Here is a 20,753-nt window from a genome sequence, read left to right as displayed (position 1 = left end):
AAGTAAAAAGATAATAAAAAGTATAAAGATAATAAGGACAAATTATGATAGCTCAAATGTTTAACCACTACCTGACCGCCAAACTCGTTATCGCCGTCAACGAAGTTGGACTGTTTCAATTATTTGAATCAAACAAGGTGATCACGCCTGCTGATCTGATTGAGCAATACGACTTTGATTTGGTCGGAGCGCGTGACTTGTTGCGGTTTCTTGCCTCTCAACGGGTCCTAACGCGGGGTCCGAAAGGCTACCAGCTGGATGAGGCATTTAAGGAAGAATATGAACAAAACTTTGGTATGTTGTCATGGTTGCTGGAAGGCTATGGCAATGTGGTTGCGCAGTCACATCCTATTTTGACTGGTGAGCAGCGTTATGGCGTCGACATTGTCAGAAATGCCAAGAAAATGGCCTCTGCCACGGCCCAAATTTCCGCGAAAAATACCGATAGTTTCATGTTTAAACTATTGGACAGCCTGTCATTTGATCATGCTATTGATATTGGCTGTGGTTCAGGCATGCGTTTGCTGCAACTGGCTCAGCACTATCCGCACGTCACTATGTCCGGGATTGACATCAGTGAAGACTGTTGTGAGTTAGCAAGAGAGAACATTCACCGCCACGGCATAGAAAAACAAATTAACATCGTTTGCTCATCTGCTGAGGATTGGTCAGACAACATCACCGAAACCCGGGCAGAGCATGGACGAAATCTCATTTTGTGTTTTGCAATGTTCCATGATTTGCTCAATATCCCGGGGTGTGCAGAGCAAATGCTGGCCTCTATCAGACAAAACTATCCCAAAGGGACGTATTTTGTGATCCAGGATCAGATGTGTGCGCCTGAAGTGCGCGTCACGAATCAGGACTGGGTTGAAGGCTTTACTTTCGTCCATCGTTTGATGGGGCAATCGCTTTACCCGCTCAGTACTTATCAGACCACGCTAGAGCAGGCAGGGTTTGCAGTCCGGGAAACGGTGAGCACCAGCATTCCTGAAAACTATTTGATTTTGGCGGAGTTAGTGTAGTGAGTAAACGAATCATGATGGCCACGGTTAAGTTCTCTCTCTTTGGCCTTTTTACACTCGCACTTTTGCTGTGTCTCGGTTACTGGTATTTGATAGATCAGATGCCCAGCCTGAGTGGCAACATGATGGTCAAAGGGATATCGGCGAATGTGTCAGTGCAACGAGATAATGACGGAGCAGTATTGATCAAAGCCCAGAACCGTGAGGATGTCGCCTTTGGTACTGGATACGTTCATGCTCAGGATCGTTTTTTTCAGATGGATCTGGCGCGCAGACAAAGCGGTGGTGAACTAGCAGAGTTGCTGGGCAGCTCAATGTTGGAACATGATCGCAAGGCCCGCCAGCACTTGTTCAGAGCAAGGGCACGGATAGCTTATAACCATCTGCCGGATGAACAGAAAGCGCTGTTGATAGCTTATGCCAATGGTGTCAATGCGGCTATTTCTCAGCAACAGGCGCACGCACCTGAGTATCTGCTGGCACCAGGCAAACAACAAAAATGGTTGCCAGAAGACAGCTTAATGGTCATTTACGGTATGTACATGGCTTTGCAGGAAGGCTCGATTGAAAGAGAGCGTTTTTTCGTCTCCTTGCGCAAGTTAGTTCCACAGCAGACAGTGTGCTTTTTGTTATCAGAACAGACTCAATGGGACAGTACGCTGGATGGTTCTCAAAGAGAGAATTGCCCTATTCCTGAGGCACACTCTGTGGTAGGTAAAGCGGCCCTTGCACTGCAGGGTAACGAAGCTCTGGGTAAAGGGATGCCTGGCACCAATATTTGGGGCGTGAGCAGTGACTTATCCGCATCAGGAGGCGCTTTGCTAGCCAATGATCCTCATATGAATCTGTTTATGCCGGGAGTCTGGTATCGGGCCCAGTTCGAATTTTTCCAAAATGGTAAAGCGGCAACCCTGGCTGGATTTACCATTCCCGGGATCCCGGTCATGGGCATAGGTAAAAACCAACATATTGCCTGGGGGTTTTCAAACAACATCGGCAAAATGTTTGATTACATTCATGTTGAATTGAAAGATCAGCACTACCTGACAGAGCAGGGCTGGCAAGCTTTAGAGCCCAGTTATCAGGTCATTGTCAATGCCAACGGAGAGGATGAACACTTAACCGTTCAGATGACCAAATGGGGCCCTTTGGTTGAGCGTGACGCTGAGCAGGGGCTGGTATTGCGCTGGACCGCTTATCAACCTGATGCGGTGAGCATGGGATTATTATCCGTCGAGCAGGCCACCACAGTTGAGCAGGGCGTGGCATTGGCAGGACAGATTGGCTTACCGTCGCTCAATTTATTTTTGATTGATAAGGCGGGCAGCGTCGGGTGGTCCGTCACCGGACCTGTATTTGATCGCGAAGGTGCGAACCGTGTGGGAGGCAGGCCCTGGCAGGAGGCTGACATTAGCTGGCGTCATCGACTCACCGAGCTGCCGCACCGGGTGCAGCATTCTGAAGGTAAACTGTGGAATGCCAATAACCGCCCACTGGGAGATGAGTTCATTGAAAAGATCGGTGACGGCGGGTTTGTTGAAGGTGTGCGCGGAGCGATTCTGAAAGATAAGCTGTCGGGGCAGGATCAGTTTAGCAGAACTGACTTTGAACAATGGCAAATGGACAGCACTGACAGACTACACTTGTTCTGGCGGGATCTGTTGCTAACGGTCTTAGCCGAACAGGGCAGTGCCAGTGATCCGGCCTACCAGGCACTTCAGACGATGTTACGAGAGTGGGATGAAAAGGCGGATGCCGACAGTGCCGCGATGCGATTTTTGGCTGCTTTTCGCTATGAAGTGAGTGTGGCATTTTTACAGGCCTGGCTGGCGCCTGATGCACAAATCGATATGAACTACCATTTTTTGACTGTTAACAATCGCTGGGACAATGTACTGCGACGTGTGTTGACAGAACAACCTGCGCACTTACTGCCCGCTGACTATGCCAGCTGGAATGATTTTTTACACACCAAGGCAACTGAACTGAATACGTATTACCTGAGCAGTTTTGGTGCGTATGAAAATGCCACCTGGGGAGACAGAAACCGGCTCGAGATGTTCCACCCGTTTGGCTTCATTAATGGGGTCTTTTCTTATCTATTGGATGCACCACTAACACCTCAGTCGGGCAATGTTTTCACGCTGGACGCGCATGTGTTTGGTTATGGGGCAGCGGTACGGGTTGTATTTGACATGCAAGGAGAGTCTACCTTCAATCTGCCAGGCGGCCAGTCAGGGCACTTTTTGTCGACATTTTATCGCCATGGTCATGACAACTGGTTGCAGGGTAAATACCAGCCATTGGCAGTGACAGATACACAATACGAGCTGAATCTGGTCCGAGTTTCTGAAAAGTAGACTTGATTTGATCTTGTACAGCGTATAATTTAGGCAGGCCGGTCATGGAATGAACCGGCCATCCAACTATTATAATAAAATCCTGTCCTGACAGAATAATTCAAAGCAGAGACAGCGAATAAAAATTGGCAACAGGTTCATAATGACAGCTACAAGGATATTCAATTTATCTAAACCTCTGGCACTTGTAATTGCTCTACTATGCCCTTGGACGTTTAAAGCTTCTGCAATTGTAATTCAGCATACAGTGGCGGACAGCAAACATCTTATCAGTAAGCGTGATAATCCCATTCCCGGGCTTGCGACCATTTACCGTGATGGCGGACATGGCGTTCTGGTCGCGCCTAAGTGGGTGGTGACTGTCGCCCATGCGACGTTTTGCCTGCGCCCGGGTCGTGCCATTGAGGTGGACGGTCAGAAGGTGGCAGTTGCACGCATTCACAACCACCCGGATTACCAGCCACAAGCGACGCATGACATTGCGCTACTGGAACTTGCTACGCCCATAACCTCTTCTGACTATATGGCATTGCCCGATCATCCAGCCCAAGCAGGTCAAATCATTCGCTTTGCGGGGATTGGCGGTACGGGCAACGGTCTGACCGGACAAACTATCGACAATGGTGAAAACCAGGGTCGCTTACGCTATGGCGAAAACCGCATATCGCGCATTGACCCGCTGCTTATCTATTCCGACTTCGACAAGCCAACGACGCCACATGCATTGCCGCTGGAAGCCAGCCTGGCTGACGGTGACAGTGGTACACCGCTGATGGTTGAGCAGCAGGGCCAACAAGTATTAGTGGGTTTGGCCTCCAGAGCGCTGAAACCGTTTGAGCCTGCGGGAAAATATGGCGCGGTGGATATCCACACTCGGGTCTTGCCATTTGTTCCTTGGATCAAACAGGTTATGACTGCGACTCAGCCAGACACGCAGCTGAGTGTTCCGATAACAGGACGGTTGCCTTTTGGTGTCCGTGCCGATCAGCTCAACAGCATATGTAAACAAATCAACTTCTAACACATTTGTTGCGACAATAATAATAAGGAAAGCAAACGATGGGGATCATGCAGGGTATCTACCAGATGAACGCGCGTGGCATTCATTTATATCTGGATAACGATAAACTCAAAACCAGTGCGCGACAAGGCGCAATCACGGCACAAGACGCCGAATTCATCCGTGGTAATAAATCCGCGATCATCACTTACCTGACGCAAAAAGCACGATACGACGACGCACTCGAACAGTTGGGCACAGTCCATAGCGGTGCAGAAATTCCACTGTCTGCGGCACAGCAGCGTTTATGGTTTGCCTATCAAAGTGATCCACTTAGCTGCAGTTATAATATCTGTCATGCCGTACAACTGGGTGAGGGTGTAGCACTGAGTGATATTGAAACGGCTATCTCTATGCTGCTGGCGCGTCATCCGGTGTTACGCACCGTATTGTGCAACCACAATGGCCAAGGCTATCAGCGAGTGCAGCCTGCGACAGCAATTGAGATAACGGTGCAAGCAATTTCGTCAGATGAACTGCAGCAGCACATTGCGCAGCAGTGGCAGATCCCATTTAAATTAGAAGCAGAGCCACCGTTTCGTGTTCAGTGTGTTCAGGATGAGCACGGTCGCCGGGTGTTATTATATAGCTTTCATCATATTGCGGTTGATGGGGTCAGTGCTGATATTTTTCTGCGTGAGTTTGCACAATTGTACACTAGTTTGCGTGCAGATCAGTCTATGCCTCAGTTACCCCAGACTTTGCCTTACAGTGACTTTGCCAGCTGGGAAGCCCATCACCGTGAAGCCGGTACTTTTACCTATCAACTGGACTTTTGGCAGCAAACACTCCAGGGCGTGGCCGCCAAACCTGCTGGGTTTTCGGTTTCACCTTGCGACTCGGATGCGTTGTTAAACGCCAGTGAGTATAGCCTTGAGATAGCCCCTGAGATCTTTGCAGCTTTGCAAGACAAGGCCATTGAACACCACGCTTCTCCTTTTATGATCACCCTGGCTGCGCTGTATGTGTTGTTACACCGTTACTCTGGTGAACAGGACTTAGTGATTGGTACTGCCCACGCCAACCGACCTTCACGGCAACTGGATCAGACGCTGGGCTTTTTTGTTAACATGCTGCCGTTGCGTCTGGATATGTCGCAGCACAGCCATAGTCATAGCCTGATTGAGTCAGTCCGGGCGCAGGTTGTTCAGGCATTTGAGCATCATGCCGCGCCCTTTGATGAAATTATTAATCGTTGTGGGCTTGCCAACGGGCAAGTGACTAACCCTTTATTTGAAGTCTGTATTGCCTATCAAAATGGCAATGACCGCGACTACGCTGCTCAGGGCAGTGATTTTACGGTGCTTCCTAATCCCGCTGAGCAGCTTCGTTTTCCGATCCAGTTTACCTTTTATCCCAAAGGCGAGGCGCTGTCTCTGGTCATTGAATATAGCCATAAGTTGTTTAGCGCCCAACAGATTGCTCAGCTGGGCGACAGCTATACGCGCATTTTATCCGCGCTATGTCTTTCCCAGGATACTGACCTGACGCAGTTGAGTTTGGTGGATGATGCACAGCAGACCTATTTTGCGGCGCAGCATCAGCATCAACCGGATACAATTGTTGGCTTTGTTACTCGGGCCTGCGAAACGTTTCCAGCACGTCTTGCTGTGGTTGACTCGCACGCCAATGAAACATTGACCTATGCTGAGTTACAGCAGCAGGTTGACGCCTTTGCGCAACAGCTACTTGATTGTCAGGTGCAGCCAGGTCAGCGGGTGGCCATTTGCCTGCCCCGCAGTTGTGACTTGATAGTGGCGATCCTGGCGACGTTGCGGATTGGTTGTTGCTACGTACCTATTGATCCCAGCGTCCCGGCACAGCGTCGAGATTATATACTTGAGGACACATCACCTGCGGCGATTATCTGTAGTGAACAGACTCAGCCACAAGACCTCAATGGTGTGCGCTCTATTTTGATAGAGCATCGCCAGCAAGAGGCGAAGATGCCTTTGCAGGCGAGGTTCTCACCGGCACCAGATGACCTGGCATATATCATCTATACCTCCGGGTCGACCGGGCAGCCGAAAGGGGTGCAGGTCAGCCACCGCAATGTAGCTCGCCTGTTCTCGGCTTGTGAAGCGCATTATGATTTTTCTGAGCAAGATGTTTGGTGCTTGTTTCATTCTTATGGCTTTGATTTCTCCGTTTGGGAGATTTTCGGTGCTTTGCGCTATGGTGCCCGGCTGGAGATTGTTGACGCGGATGTGGCGAAAGACAGTGCACGCTTTATCGCTCTGTTGCAGGTACGGGGGGTGACGGTACTCAACCAGACGCCCTCTGCATTCCGGCAAGTGATCAACCAGCTTACGCCAACACAGGGAAGCGCTTTGTCGCTGCGCCATGTCATATTTGGGGGGGAAAAACTGCATCCCCAGTGGTTGCAGGGGTGGTACGACAAAGTCCCGGGCAGTCAGGTGCAATTTCATAATATGTACGGCATAACAGAAACCACAGTTCATGTCAGTTATCAGCAGGTAAGCAAGGCGCTGATCGAACAAGGAACCAGCGCCATTGGTTATGCACTCAATGATCTTGAGATACTGTTGCTTGATGTGCAAGGGCAGCCGGCTGCGCCCTATGCGGTTGGTGAAGCTTATATTGGCGGTGGGGGCGTAACTCAGGGGTATTTTGGCCAACCAGAAAAAACGGCGCAACGGTTTGTGCCAGCGCCGGGATATTGCCAGTCCAAGATCCTCTATCGCAGTGGCGACCTAATGATGTACGACCCTGAGGTGGGGCTGGTCTACTGTCAGCGCAATGATAACCAGGTGCAACTACGTGGATTTCGAATTGAGCTGGATGAAATTGCGACTCAGCTCAGAGCCCATGAATGGGTACAAGACGCAGAAGTTAGGCTCTGGCAACGGGAAGCGGATGAGGCGCTGGTGGCGTATATTATTCCGGTACGTACTGGTGATCAAAGTGATGAACAGTTGACGGAGCAGCTCAAAGCGGCGCTGGCGAAGACATTACCCGCTTATATGCAGCCACATTATTATCAAACGTTGGGTGCATGGCCGTTAACAGACAATGGTAAGTTGGATGAACGTGCATTGCCATTACCGCGCAGCAGTACCCGTCGCCAAGATCAGTGCCCACCGATAACACCCAGTGAACAGAAGCTACATGCCATCTGGTGTCAATTGCTGGAGCTGGAGGAGGTCGGCTGTGAAGATAACTTTTTTGCCGTCGGCGGACATTCCTTGCTGGCAACCAGGCTGGCTGCCCAAATTGAGCAACAGTTTTCTCAGCTGCTGGGGTTGGATGTGTTACTGAAACTCGGCACTATCCGGTCAATTGCAGCTCAGTTAGACCGCCAGCAAGGTAATGTGCAACGCATTGAACCGGCCCCTCAGCTTGACAGTTATCCGCTTTCCTATGCGCAGCAGCGTTTATGGGTTGTGGATCAGCACTTAATCCGACGTAGTGTTTACAACATGCCTGTGGCGTTTCGCATACCAAAGACGATGGATCTGGATAAATTAGCGCAAGCTTTCCAGTGGCTGGTTGACAGGCACCCAGTGTTAAGAACGTATTTTGAACTGGAAGAGCAGGGCCCCAGACAGAAGATAGCAGCGCAGTATACGGCACACTTTGAACACCTTCAGGTAGACAATGATGCACAATTAGAGGCTCACATGGCGCAGCAGATCAACACGCCATTTGCGCTAGATACACTGCCATTATTCAGGGTTACTGTATATCACCTTCCACAAGCTGCACCTCAGATTTTGCTAAATATGCATCATATCATCAGTGACGGCTGGTCGATTCAGACGATGTGTGAACAGTGGTTTGACGGTTATCAGCACGTGTGTGACGGACGTGCACTGAACCCGATAAACGCAGATCTGGCCTATCATGATTATGCTTATTGGCAGCGCGATAAAGCGCATCAGGCAAGCTGGCTGGACGCGCTGGCAACATTGAAAACTCGGCTCAGTGAGTTGGCCCCTTGCCATGCATTACCACTTGATAAACCCCGGCCGGAGCAGCCTTCGGGCCGTGGCCAGGTATTGCTCAAAGCATTACCGGCGTCACTGGCAAAACAACTTAAAATTACTGCAAGTCACTATCAATGCAATCTGTTGCAGCTATTTTACAGTGCGTTCGCACTGGTGATGCGCAGTGCGAATCGTGCACAGCCTTTGGTGATTGGCATGCCGGCGAGCGATCGTGAACGCGCCGGGCTGCAAAATACACTGGGCTACTTTGTGAATTCAGTGCCTCTGTGTTGCGATACTGAGTTGCAGGTGAGTGCTGAGCAATGGCTGAGGGAGCAACAGTCTCGGGTTCTGGATGCCATTAAGTGCACAAAAGTGCCGTTTGACTGGTTACTGGACGAATTACATATTGAGCGCTCGATGCGCTATCACCCACTATTTCAGCTGCTGTTTTCTTATCAGGTGGTCAACCCGGATAGCGACGGTTTTGTTCAACAGGGCATTGAGGGGGTTGCAGTGCCCTGGCAGTCGGCAAAGTTTGACCTGAACCTTGAAGTGGTTGAGCAGCAAGGTGAAGCAGCGGCGTTTTGGCTGAAATGGGAATTCAGTACGGACATTTTCAACGCTCAGCGGATTGAGCAATGGCATGCGCATTTGCTCGATGCTCTGGCGTATTTTGCTCAGTCAACAAATGCATCGCAGTCACTGAGCGCACTGACGCAACCATGGTCAGTTGATGCCAAAGCCATTGTTGATCGCACAGCTCGACCGACTTTTAGCGGTTTGTTTGAGCGTTTCAGTGACATGGCACAGCGCCATGCTACGCGTCCCGCCATTATTCAGAAAGGGCAAACGCTAAGCTATGCTCAGTTGCACCAGGATGTGATGCAATTGGCCGGCCACCTGACAGGCGAGCAGCTTGTTGCAGGCGGGCGGTTATTGTTTAGTGTGGACGATCGTTACCAGGGAATTTGTCTGATGCTGGCCTGTATTGCACTGGGCGTGACTTTTGCGCCACTTGATACCAGCTGGCCTGAACACAGATTCCAGCAAGTTAAAGCACAGTTTCAGCCAGACCTGGAAGTGCGTAATGATACTCTGGTTGAGCGACAATTCTGGTGCGTGCAGACGCAGCGCCCCAGTGCGTCAGCCAATGCGGTGACGCCTTTAGGTAAATCTGCTGATGACCACCCGGTATCCTGCATGTTCACCTCCGGCACAACCGGGGTGGCGAAAGGTGTACTGATCCCGGAAAACGCGATTCTGCGTTTGGTGGTGGGCAGCGATTATGTTCCCTTAAATACAGAAACCTGTATGTTGCAAATGTCCTCGCTTGGATTTGATGCCGCGACCTTTGAAGTCTTTGGCCCCTTGCTCAATGGCGGTAGCCTGGTGTTGTATCAGGAGCTGGGGGACTATTTGCAGGGGATTGACGCGCTCCTTTCGCGACATGAGATCAATACCTGTTGGATGACCGCTGGCCTGTTCAAATATTGGAGTGAACGCTTAAGCGGCCCGACTGCCTTGCGCTATTTGTTGGTCGGTGGCGACGTGGTGGCCCCGAACGCCGTTCAGGCGGTTTATCAGCAAGATCCGAAAATCCAGATCATCAATGGCTATGGGCCGACAGAAAACACCACATTTTCCACTACCTATGCAATTGAACGAGAAATAGATCCGAGCTTACCTATTGCGATTGGCCAGTGTGTCACGGGCTCAAGCTGTGTGGTTGTCGACGAACAGGGCCAGATACTGACAAAAGGCCAGACCGGAGAGCTGTTAGTCGGTGGATATGGCCTGGCGCTGGGATATCTCAATGATCCTCAGCTCAACGAAAGTAAGTTTGTCTCTGTTGCGGGATTAGCTGGTCGGTTCTACGCCACAGGCGATCGTGTCTACATGGATGGCGCTGGCTGTCTGCACTATTGTGGTCGCACCGATAACCTTATCAAAGTGAATGGATATCGGGTCGACTTGTTAGATATTGAGACAAACTTAACCCAGCTAGAGGGGGTGCAGAGCGCGGTGGTTGTGGTCAATGGCACGGACAGTGCCAATAAAGTGTTGGCTGCTGCTGTTCTTGGCGAGCACACACTTATTATGACTGAGCTCGAAGCAACTTTGCGAGAGAAGTTACCCCATTACATGATCCCGAGCCGGATCCTACAGCTGCCAGAATTCCCGCTCAACCCCAACGGTAAGTTTGACCGTCAGGCCATCGCTAAAATACTGGCCCAGAGTCAGTCGACCCTGACAGAGCCGCTACAGTGCACCGACACTTTGTCCAGCTTGCTGGGGATTTTGGCCGACATGGGCGTGGATAACCTTGATGTTGAGGAAAATTTCTTTAATCAGGGCGGCAATTCGTTGCTCGCGATCCGATTTTGTAATGCCATTGAAGAGCGCTTAGGCATGCCTGTTTCTGTCTCTGTGATTTACCAGAACCCGACACTCAGTGCGCTCGCAACCTATCTCAACCTGATAGAACAGTCGAGTTCGCCGACTGAGGCCATGGAAAGAGATGACGTGATTGATATCGTGATTTAATAGGAAGTAGGAACATGAATATACCAGCCAATAATAATAACCATCAGGCGCTACAGGCACTACTGTCAGAGTTACGCTCTTTGCAAATTGTACTGTCATTGACTGCTTCCGGACAGCTCAAAATCAGCGGTGAAAAGGCGCGTCTGACGCCAACATTGATTGCAGAAATTAAGGCTCATAAAACACAAATTGTCAGTTGGTTGTCGCAACATCAGGCTCAGCAAACACCCCCGATCATCGCCTCAGGTTGTGATACAGCGCCTTTGTCGAGTTATCAGCGAGGAATTTGGTTTCTGATGCAGGTAGAGCCTGACAGCAGTGCTTACAATTGCCACTTTGAGTTTGACATCTCCGGCGAGATTGACGGTCAGAGGTTGCATCGTGCCTGGTTGTCTGTGCTTGAGCGGCACACGGTCTTGCGCAGTCGCTACGGCATGGCCCAGGGGGCCCCCTATCAGCAGGTGGTTGATATTCAGGAAGGCACCTTTACTGAACTGGATTTTAGTTCGCGTTCACGGCAGGCGCTGGATAACTTTTGTGCCCAGTTTATTGGACAATCTTTTGATTTACAGAGCGGTCCACTGTGCCAGATGGCCTTGCTTTCGGTGGCACAGCAGCAGGCGGTGCTGTTAATCTGCATGCATCATATTGTGATTGATCTGTGGTCTGTTGAAATCTTGATGAATGATTTGATCAGCGCCTATCAGCAGGATGCCCCCCTGGCGCCGTTACCTGTGCAGTACCTGGACTTCGCTCAGTGGCAATGCCAGCAACTCAGTACACAGCGACAGGCGCAACAAGCGACATTCTGGCAGTCATACCTGGCTGGTGCGAGCAAAACCAGCTTAGTGAACAAAGATGTTTATCACAATCCTGCGGCATTGGGTATTGCCGCAGACATTCAGGCGCAATGGCCACTTGCAAAGGCCGTAGCTGAATTGGCCAATACCCTAGAGATCACCCCTTACAGTATTTACTTGTGTGCTTTTGGCCTGACCTTGTCTTGCCTGACCGATGAGTTGGACGTGACCATTGGCACGCCTTTGGTCAATCGGCCCACTCAGCAACTGGATCAGGTGATAGGCTATTTCACCAATGTTCTGCCGCTGCGTCTGCAAGTGGATGGAGAGCAGTCTAGTGCACAGCTGTTGCAGGCACATTATCAGGCATTACTGACCCTGTTTGATAACCAGGATATGACCTTAGATCAGATAGCCCAGCTGGTCGACTCTGAGCGTGATTTGAGTCACTCACCTTTGTTCAATATCGTCTTCACCTACCATAACAATACACAGGCCAGCACACGCGAGAATGCCGACTTTAACATTACCAGCCGGGCAGCAGGGTCGGTACATAGCCAGTTTGAGCTATCTGTTACCCTGACTACGGATGAGTCACAGGCTGGGCTGAGTATTGAGTATGATCAGGGACTGCTCAGCGCACAATCGGTGCAACAATTAGCAAACGCATACCGTGCGGTATTGGATGCTATTTTGCGTGCACCACAGCAAAGTTGGCGGGCATTGGCTTTACCGGGTGCACCAGCATATTGTTTTGCTGACAACGCAACTTTGCCTGTGGCACACAACTGGCTGACGCGGTTTGTTGCTCAGCAGCAAAAAACGCCTGATGCGCTTGCCTGTATCGACCCTGGTGAGCAGCTTAGCTACCGGCAAATGTGGCAGCGGATCTGTGCCTTGAGTGCGCATTTCGCAGCGCAGGGAGTGAGCAAGGGCGAGTATGTGGCACTGCATGTGCCCGGCGGCTGTGATTTTTCGGTTGCCTGGTTAGCCTGTATGAAGTTAGGGGCAATCGCTTTGCCCCTTGATGTTACCTTACCAATACAGCGCAAACTGGATATGCTTAGCCTGTGCGATTGTCGATTTTTGCTGGGCGAGACCCTGCCCGAGAGCGAATTGGCAATCACACCGCTCAGTATGATGACGTCAGTGGATGATCGGGCTGCGCAAGATGAAGATGTTGCAGCATGTCGGGCGGATGATGGGGCACTGCTGGTCTTTACTTCCGGCTCAACGGGTCAGCCTAAGGCTGTGTTGTTGGCGCATGCCGGACTTAACACCATGAGCGAGGGGATGCAAGCGGCTTTGTCGCTGGCACCAGGCAAGCGCATGTTGCAAATGGCTTCAGTGGGCTTTTCGGTGATCATTGAAGAATGTATGCCTGCGTGGGGCAGCGGAGCTGCTGTCGTTTTTTGTCATGAACAGGAGCGCATGCACCCAGAGTCCATCTGTGCGGTGATTGCCCGCGAGCAAATTAGTGCGCTGGAGTTATCGGTCAGTCTTTGGAAACAACTTATCATTTACCTGGAGCAGTCGCAGACTCAGTTACCAGACTCTCTGCAAACGGTGTTACTGGGCTGCGAAACCATTAATAAACGTTGGTTACAGCGCTGGCAACCTTATGGTGTCGATGTGCTGACTGTGTTTGGATTGTCAGAAACCTCCGTGACCAATGCAACCTATCGCTGGCAGGCAGGCGATGAGGTTGAACAGTCCGTATTACCTATGGGGGATGTGTTTGCCGGTACTAATTTGTATGTACTGGATAGATTTGGCCGCCCGGTTATGGAAGAGGCTTACGGAGAGTTGTACATAGGTGGGCCAGCTATCCAGGGGCGCTATGTTAATAACCCCCAAGCACAAGCCAATTACCTGCCCGATCCGTTCACGACAGTGCCCGGAGCGCAGATGTTCAGAACGGGAGATGTGGTTAAGCGCTTGTCACAGCAGCGCTTGCTATATCTGGGCCGACGGGATAGACAACTAAAAATCAATGGCCACCGAATTGAGCTTGGTGAAATTGAGCGGGTGCTCAGTAATATAGAGGCGGTGAAGTTGTCTTTTGTGCGCTGCTTCAAAGAAGGAGATAAGGCGACCCTGTGTGCCTTTGTGTGTATTGATGGTAGCTTAGATGAGCAGGCTATCTTACAGCGTATGCGTGCTCAGCTTCCTTATTACATGGTGCCTGGTTTACTGTGTGAACTGCAGCAGGTGCCTTACAACGCCAATGGTAAAGTGGATGAGAAACAGCTGCGGCAGGTATATGAAGCGCAGCTTACTCAACTGAGTGACGCAGCGGTTGCGCTCGACGAGACCCAAAGACAGATTGCCCAATTGTTTTGCACCTTATTGCAATGTGAACAACTCGGACCGCAGGCTCATTTTTTCCGGCTAGGGGGGCATTCGTTGCTGGCGATGCAACTCTTGACCCGACTTAACAAGCAATTCGATATCGAGCTGAGCGTTAAGAGCATTTTTGAGAATCCAACCATCGCTGCATTGGCACAGCAAGTGAAGTTGGCACCCAAGCGGGCACTCCCTGCGCTGGTGGCCACAAGTCCCCAGTCTCGACAGCCGTTATCCTTTGCGCAGCGTCGGATTTGGTTTATTGATCAATTGGGTCAGGGTAGCGCACAGTACAATATGCCCAGTGCCTTTCGGCTTCAGGGGCCCTTGTGTCGTGAGACATTCATTGCGGCACTGGCGCAGTTGCTGGCGCGTCACACGACCTTAAGAACTGTGTATCGCCAGCACTCAGGAGAGCCATATGCTGAGCTATTGAACGACATCGAGTTGACCCCGAATTATCATGATCTGTCACATCTGGAGACGGCGCAAAAAGAGCTGGCACTGAACAAGCTGGCAGCACAGGACGCCGGCTTAAGTTTTGATCTGAGTGCTGACTTGATGCTTCGGGTCACATTGATCCGCCTGTCTGCCAATGTGCACGCGGTACTACTCAATGTTCATCACATTGCAGCCGATGGCCTGTCGGTGTCTATCCTGTTTAACGAACTGGCACAGTTATATCAAAGTGCGCTGCTCTCAACACCCGCCTCATTGCCGACACATACCATTGATTATGGCGATTATGCTTTGTGGCAGCAGCAATGGTTGGACTCCGCACAGTTTGAACAGGAGCTGGATTATTGGCTGGATGAACTGCAAGGTGCCCCTCAGGTGCATAGTTTGCCACTCGATCGAGCCCGACCTAAGGTGCAAACATTTGCAGGCGCCCATTACTTTAGCAGCCTTGAGAGCACGGTCTGTGAGCAAGCCAAAGCGCTCTGTCAGCAATACCAGGTAACCGAGTTTGTATTCTGGCACAGTGCCCTGGCACTGACATTGGCGCGTTATAGTCAGAGTGCCGATGTGGTGATCGGGACGCCTGTATCAGGACGCGTCGACCAGCAACTCGAAACCCAGGTCGGGTGCTTTATTAACACTCTGGCACTGAGAACCCAGTTTGCTGAGGACGATTCTTTTGATGCGGTCCTGAAGCGCAATCAGAGCACCATGACCGGAGCCTTGTCTCATCAACATGTGCCATTTGAGTATATTGTAGATAAGTTGAACCCTGAGCGTTCAACATCTCACAGTCCGGTGTTTCAAGTGTTATTCAGGGTGGATGATTTTGAACAAGAAACTGAACAGTTTGCCCCGCAGCTGAAGGTGCTGCCTCAGGCTCAGGAAAACAGCACGACCCAGTATGAATTGACTGTCAGCGCAACGCCAAATGAGGAGCAAATGACGTTTTGCTGGTCATATGCGACGGCATTGTTTGATGAACAGACGCTGATAGCATTATCACAGGCATTTGCCGAAACCGTTAAAGCCGTGGTGGCGATGCCTGCGCGAAATATCTGGCAATTTCCGTTGTGTAGTGCGACGACACTGGTCAATGAGCAGCCGATATGTGCTCAAACAGGAGAGGCGCTGCTACCGGCTATGGCACTGGCACAACAGCGCTTTGCTGAGCGCACCGCGGTGGTGTGTAACGAGCAAAGCCTGAGTTATGCGCAGTTCGCACAGCAAGCGGCGCAGCTGGCAGGTCATATTCGTGCGCAAGGTGTCATGCCCGGCCAGGTGGTTGGGATCATGATGCCGCGCAGCATAGAGATGCTGGTGAGCATGTATGCCGTACTGCAAAGTGGCGCGGTGCTGCTGCCTCTGGATACCAGCTATCCGGCACAGCGGCTGGCGCATGTTGTCCAGGACAGTGGGGTTAGCTTGATCCTTACCCAAGGGATGGCTTTGCCGGAGGGGATACAGGCACACAGCCTTGATATCAGCACATTAGACACGTCTGTCTCGCCTGTAGCATTAGACTGGCCTGAGCCGGAACAACCTGCTTACCTGTTGTATACCTCGGGCACAACTGGCAAGCCTAAAGGGATCCTGGTATCACATAAGTCGCTCGGACACTTTGTCAGTGCGATGAATGTGGCCATCCCGTCCAGTGCCTGTGACTTCCCCTGGCTGATGCTGACCAGCATTAATTTTGATATTTCTTTGTATGAATGGCTGGGCTGTTTGACCCGTGGGGGAGTCTGCTACCTGGCGGATGATCAGCAACTGCGAGACCCTCGTGCCCTGGTACAACTGCTTAACGCACGCCGTTATGGTTTTATTCAAACAACACCTTCGCGCTGGACTCAGCTGTTTGATGCGGGTCTGGCATTGCATCCCGGGGTGATTGCAGCCAGTGGCGGAGAGGCTTTGCCTCCGGCATTGATTGAACAGTTCAGGCAGCAACAGGCGAAGTTAGTCAACTGTTACGGGCCAACAGAAGCAACGGTGTGGTCAATGGTCAGAACGGTGCCCCTGAGCCAGGCTGATGCCGATACCGCACAGCACCTGGGTTCACCTTTACCGGGTTATGGCCACATTGTGTTGGATAATCAGCTCCAGTGTGCGCCGCTTCGCAGTATTGGTGAACTGGGGATCTGTGGTCCGGCACTGGCGATTGGTTATCATGGCCGGGACAAGTTAACCAAACAAAAATTTGTCACTCTAAATATCAATGGTGTACCCACAAGGGTGTATCGTACCGGCGATAAAGTTCGGCAGCTCGACGCTGGGCTGTTGCAGTATTGCGGCCGGGTTGACCACCAAGTCAAGCTGCGAGGTTATCGCATTGAACTGGAAGAAATTGAACGTCATCTTAGCGCTATCGACGGGATCAAGCAGGCGGTCGTGACCCTTAATGAACAACAGTTGTCGGCCTATGTAGTCCCTGAAGATGCCATGACCGGACATGCTTTGGTGACTTCTGAGCAGGCCCAGCTGCTGCGTCAGGCACTGCTACAGTCTTTGCCTGAGTATATGATCCCAAGTGTCTTTGTGGCGCTTGATGCGCTGCCAAAGACTCTGAATGGCAAGCTCGACAGGGCACAATTACCTGTGCCACAAACGTTGAGCGGTGCGCAGAGTGAGACCCCGCCAGAGGGAGAGTATGAGCAATTCGTCGCTCACACCTGGGCTGAACTGATTGGCATAGGTGTTGAGTCAATCAGCCGCCATGACAACTTTTTCGCATTGGGCGGCCACTCCTTACTGGTCGTCAGGTTCCTGGACAAAGTACACACTCACTACGACGTGAATCTGGCGGTGAGTACCTTGTTTGAATCTGCTGATTTAGCACAGTTTGCTATGCACCTGGAAAATGCCTATTGGTCATCAAAAGAATTACAACAAGAAACAGATATGGATGTATTTGAACTATGAGTATCGCTGAGTTTATAACAACAATAAGAAACCAGGGCGTACAGATAAAATTTCATGACGGGGCGTTGAAGGTCGCGCTGCCCAAAGAGATCAACCCAGAGGTAAAATCTGAGTTAGTTCGGCGCAAAGAGGAAATTAAAGCGTATCTGGGTGGTCAGTTAACCACGACAACACAATCCGAAATTACGCTCAGTGATCAGCCAAAATCATGTCGGCCTTTATCCGTTGCGCAACAACGGCTGTGGTTTATTGCTCAAATGGAGCCACTCAGTAGCAGTTACAATATGCCATTGGTGCTCAATATCAAAGGTGCTTTCTCAGTTGCACATGCCGAACGGGCTTTGCTTGAGATAATGGCTCGACATGAGGTGTTGAGAACCAGCTATCATGAAGAAAATGGCGAAGTTTATCAGCGTCTTAACCCGGTCCCAGAGTGCTTAATCGAAAGCATTGATATGCGCTCTGTGGCCGAGTCGGACAGGCAACAACAGGTTGAAGCGGTCATACAAGAAACGACCAGGCGGCCTTTTGAGCTAAGCAGCAGTCCTTTGCTGCGAGTCTATTGGATCCAGTGTAGCGCGTCGCAAAGTGATACTCAGCAGGGCTATTTGCTGCTGAATTTACACCATATTGCTGCAGACGCCTGGTCTATGGAGGTGCTGTTTGATGAATTTAACTTCTATTACCAGCAGTTCAGTTCGGCATCACAAGCTGCCCTGCCAGCCCTTGAGCTGCAATATTCAGACTATGCTATCTGGCAGGCAAGCTATCTGGATGAGCAGACTCTGCAGGCGCAGCAAAACTACTGGCTTGAACAGCTAAAAGGGATCCCGGCAGTGCACAGCCTGCCGCTGGACTTTGTGCGACCTGCCAAGCTGACTTCTCAGGGAAGCCACTACAGCTTACCCCTTACTCGCGAAGTAGCAGCGGCCATTGCGGACCTGGCAAAACGTTTTCATACGACGCCTTTTGTTATTTTTCATGCGGCGTGGAGCTTGCTCCTGGCGCGTCATAGTCACGAGCAGGATATTGTCATTGGTACGCCCGTTGCGGGCCGCACGCACCCGCAGCTGGGGCGTTTGATAGGACTGTTTGTCAATACGTTGGTGTTGCGTGCCGAGGTCGATGAATCGGCTACACTGGCTGAGTATGTGGCAGCGCTGAAAGCCGTCAATCTGGCGGCGCAACAGCATCAGGATATTCCATTTGACCAGGTTGTTGATGTTCTCAATCCGCCGCGTAGTCAAAGCCATAACCCGGTCTTTCAGATCATGTTGAATATGTTGCAGGGGAATGCAACCAAGTCGACATCATCGCAGGCGACTGGTAGTGAACTCAGCGTTACGCAAAGTGATGACGGACAGTCGAATGTGGTCTGCGATCTGATCCTCAATGTGATAGAGCAGGATCAGCAATTTGAGTTAAAGTTTGAGTACAATACCGGGCTGTTCACAACGCAAAGAATTGTCATGCTGGCGGAGCAGTTGAGCGTGTTACTGGCGCAGATGGGGCAACAGCCTGAACAGCGTTTATCGACTTATACTATGCTCAGCCCGTCGGCGGCTGAGGCGCTTTGTCACCCGAAACCAGCATACCAGCCCAGCCGCAGCAGTGCGACAACGATACATCAGCTGTTCGAGCAGCAGGCACATCTGAACCCCGAGCACGAAGCGCTCTGCTGGGCAGACGGAGCCATGAGTTATGCGCAATTAAATGCGAGAGCAAACCGACTGGCACATACTTTAATCACGCAATATCAGGTACGTGCCGGCGATTTGGTTGGGATATGCAGCCCCAAAACGCCAGAGTTGATTGTTGCGATTTTGGCGGTGTTGAAGGCTGGAGCCGGCTACGTGCCACTCGCCCCCGATTTCCCCGTAGAGCGTATTGAACTGATGGTGGCAGATACTCAGGCTCGGCTGGTATTAAGCTGCGCTGAGATGTTCGATAGCCTCACTCAGTTAGCCGTCTCAACAGTGACGCTGCTGCTGAATGAGCAAACAGAGCATACGGATAGCTATCCTCCGGCAAATCCGGTTGTCGACGAGTTAACGCCAGACCATTTGGCGTATGTGATCTATACCTCAGGTTCTACCGGGCAGCCCAAAGGGGTTATGGTAGAACATCGCAATGTTATGGCGCTGCTCTCACAACCTTCTTTTATCGAATCGGCCTCTGCGCGACGTGTGGCCAGCCTTTCTTCATACGCCTTTGATGGCTTTGTGTTTGATATGTTTTATCCGCTCTTGCGGGGACAGACGCTCGTGTTGCTCGATAAAAGCGAGATACTCGATGAAAGAGTACTAAACCAGCGGTTGTGTGAACTGAGGGTTGAGGCATTTTTTGCTACGACTTCGTTGTTCAATCAGATGGTGATCAATGACACATTTCGGGGGACATCCATCAAGGCTGTGCTGATGGGCGGTGAGCAAGCATCGGCGGAAGCTGTTCAACAGGCACTAACGCGTTACCCGGATATTCGCTTTACCAACGCCTATGGGCCCACTGAAACAACGGTATTTGCCTGTGCCCATCACTTTTCTGACCCCATTGGGCGCGTGCCCATTGGCCGTGCCATCAATGATACTCAGGTGTTTGTGCTCAATAACGATTTACAGCCTGTCGCAACTGGCGTCATCGCTCAGTTGTATATTGGAGGCCCGACGCTGGCTCGTGGATATTTAAATCAGCCCGAGCTGAGTGCTGAGCGCTTTATTGATAACCCTTATTTCGACGCGCAGCAACCACATAGTAGTGCCAGGTTATATCAAACTGGCGATCTGGTCAGGCGTTTACCTGATGGTGCGCTGGAATTTATAGGGCGTGTTGATGAACAGGTTAAAATACGTGGATTCCGTATTGAGCTGGGGGAAATAGCACAACAAATGATGCGTTTGCCCGCCGTTGAGTCGGCGGTGGTGCTGGTTAAAGAGCTGGCCCAGGGTAAGCAACTGGTGGCCTATGTTCAGCCAGTCGCGATGCCTGAACAAAGCGATGACTATATTGCACAGCTCCGTGAACGGCTACGCGACAGCCTGCCCGCTTACATGATCCCCTCTGTGATCATGCTATTACCAGCGCTGCCACTGACTCACAATGGCAAACTGGATAAGCGAGCTTTACCCACCCCTGAGGTGCAGCTCGATGAAAGCGTCTGTGTAGCACCGGTCACGTCGCTTGAGAAAGCGCTGGTCGGTATCTGGAGTGAGATGCTGAATATACCTGAGCCGCAGCTCAGTACTGAGGCCGATTTCTTTGCCCTCGGAGGGCACTCTTTGTTGGCGGTG

At 51.1% G+C, this 20,753-nt stretch carries 6 protein-coding genes; all 6 read left to right on the top strand.

Translation table 11 applies throughout. From position 1 onward, the window contains the following. Positions 1-44: 44 nt before the first annotated feature. Positions 45-1,025 carry a class I SAM-dependent methyltransferase gene (locus tag C3B51_RS04010; RefSeq protein WP_125720579.1) on the top strand — a complete coding sequence of 327 codons (981 nt, stop codon included), beginning with the start codon at positions 45-47 and terminating at the stop codon, positions 1,023-1,025. Further along, the gene (locus tag C3B51_RS04005) at positions 1,025-3,385 is read left to right on the top strand and encodes a penicillin acylase family protein (RefSeq protein ID WP_125720577.1); all 2,361 of its coding nucleotides are present in this window, start codon (positions 1,025-1,027) and stop codon (positions 3,383-3,385) included. The genes C3B51_RS04010 and C3B51_RS04005 overlap by 1 nt, the downstream gene beginning before the upstream one ends. Positions 3,386-3,632: 247 nt before the next feature. Further along, positions 3,633-4,406 carry a S1 family peptidase gene (locus C3B51_RS04000; RefSeq protein ID WP_164519284.1) on the top strand — a complete coding sequence of 258 codons (774 nt, stop codon included), beginning with the start codon at positions 3,633-3,635 and terminating at the stop codon, positions 4,404-4,406. A gap of 38 nt (positions 4,407-4,444) precedes the next feature. Further along, the gene (locus C3B51_RS03995) at positions 4,445-10,939 is read left to right on the top strand and encodes a non-ribosomal peptide synthetase (protein WP_130244248.1); all 6,495 of its coding nucleotides are present in this window, start codon (positions 4,445-4,447) and stop codon (positions 10,937-10,939) included. A 14-nt stretch (positions 10,940-10,953) separates the two neighbouring features. Further along, a complete protein-coding gene (locus C3B51_RS03990; protein WP_130244247.1) occupies positions 10,954-17,466 on the top strand; it encodes a non-ribosomal peptide synthetase in 6,513 nt (2,170 codons plus the stop codon). Beyond that, positions 17,463-20,753: non-ribosomal peptide synthetase (locus tag C3B51_RS03985; RefSeq protein ID WP_130244246.1), on the top strand; the 3,291-nt coding region annotated here is incomplete at its 3' end. The genes C3B51_RS03990 and C3B51_RS03985, both read left to right, overlap by 4 nt.

Source organism: Pseudoalteromonas rubra, from assembly GCF_004212645.1.
Lineage (GTDB): Bacteria > Pseudomonadota > Gammaproteobacteria > Enterobacterales > Alteromonadaceae > Pseudoalteromonas > Pseudoalteromonas rubra_G.
This window is presented reverse-complemented; position numbering and strand designations above follow the sequence as displayed.

What these genes read in the sequence shown, in the direction of transcription:
- C3B51_RS04010 (WP_125720579.1), top strand. Translation starts at nt 45, where the DNA reads ATGATAGCTCAAATGTTTAACCACTACCTGACCGCCAAACTCGTTATC.
- C3B51_RS03995 (WP_130244248.1), top strand. Translation starts at nt 4,445, where the DNA reads ATGGGGATCATGCAGGGTATCTACCAGATGAACGCGCGTGGCATTCAT.
- C3B51_RS03990 (WP_130244247.1), top strand. Translation starts at nt 10,954, where the DNA reads ATGAATATACCAGCCAATAATAATAACCATCAGGCGCTACAGGCACTA.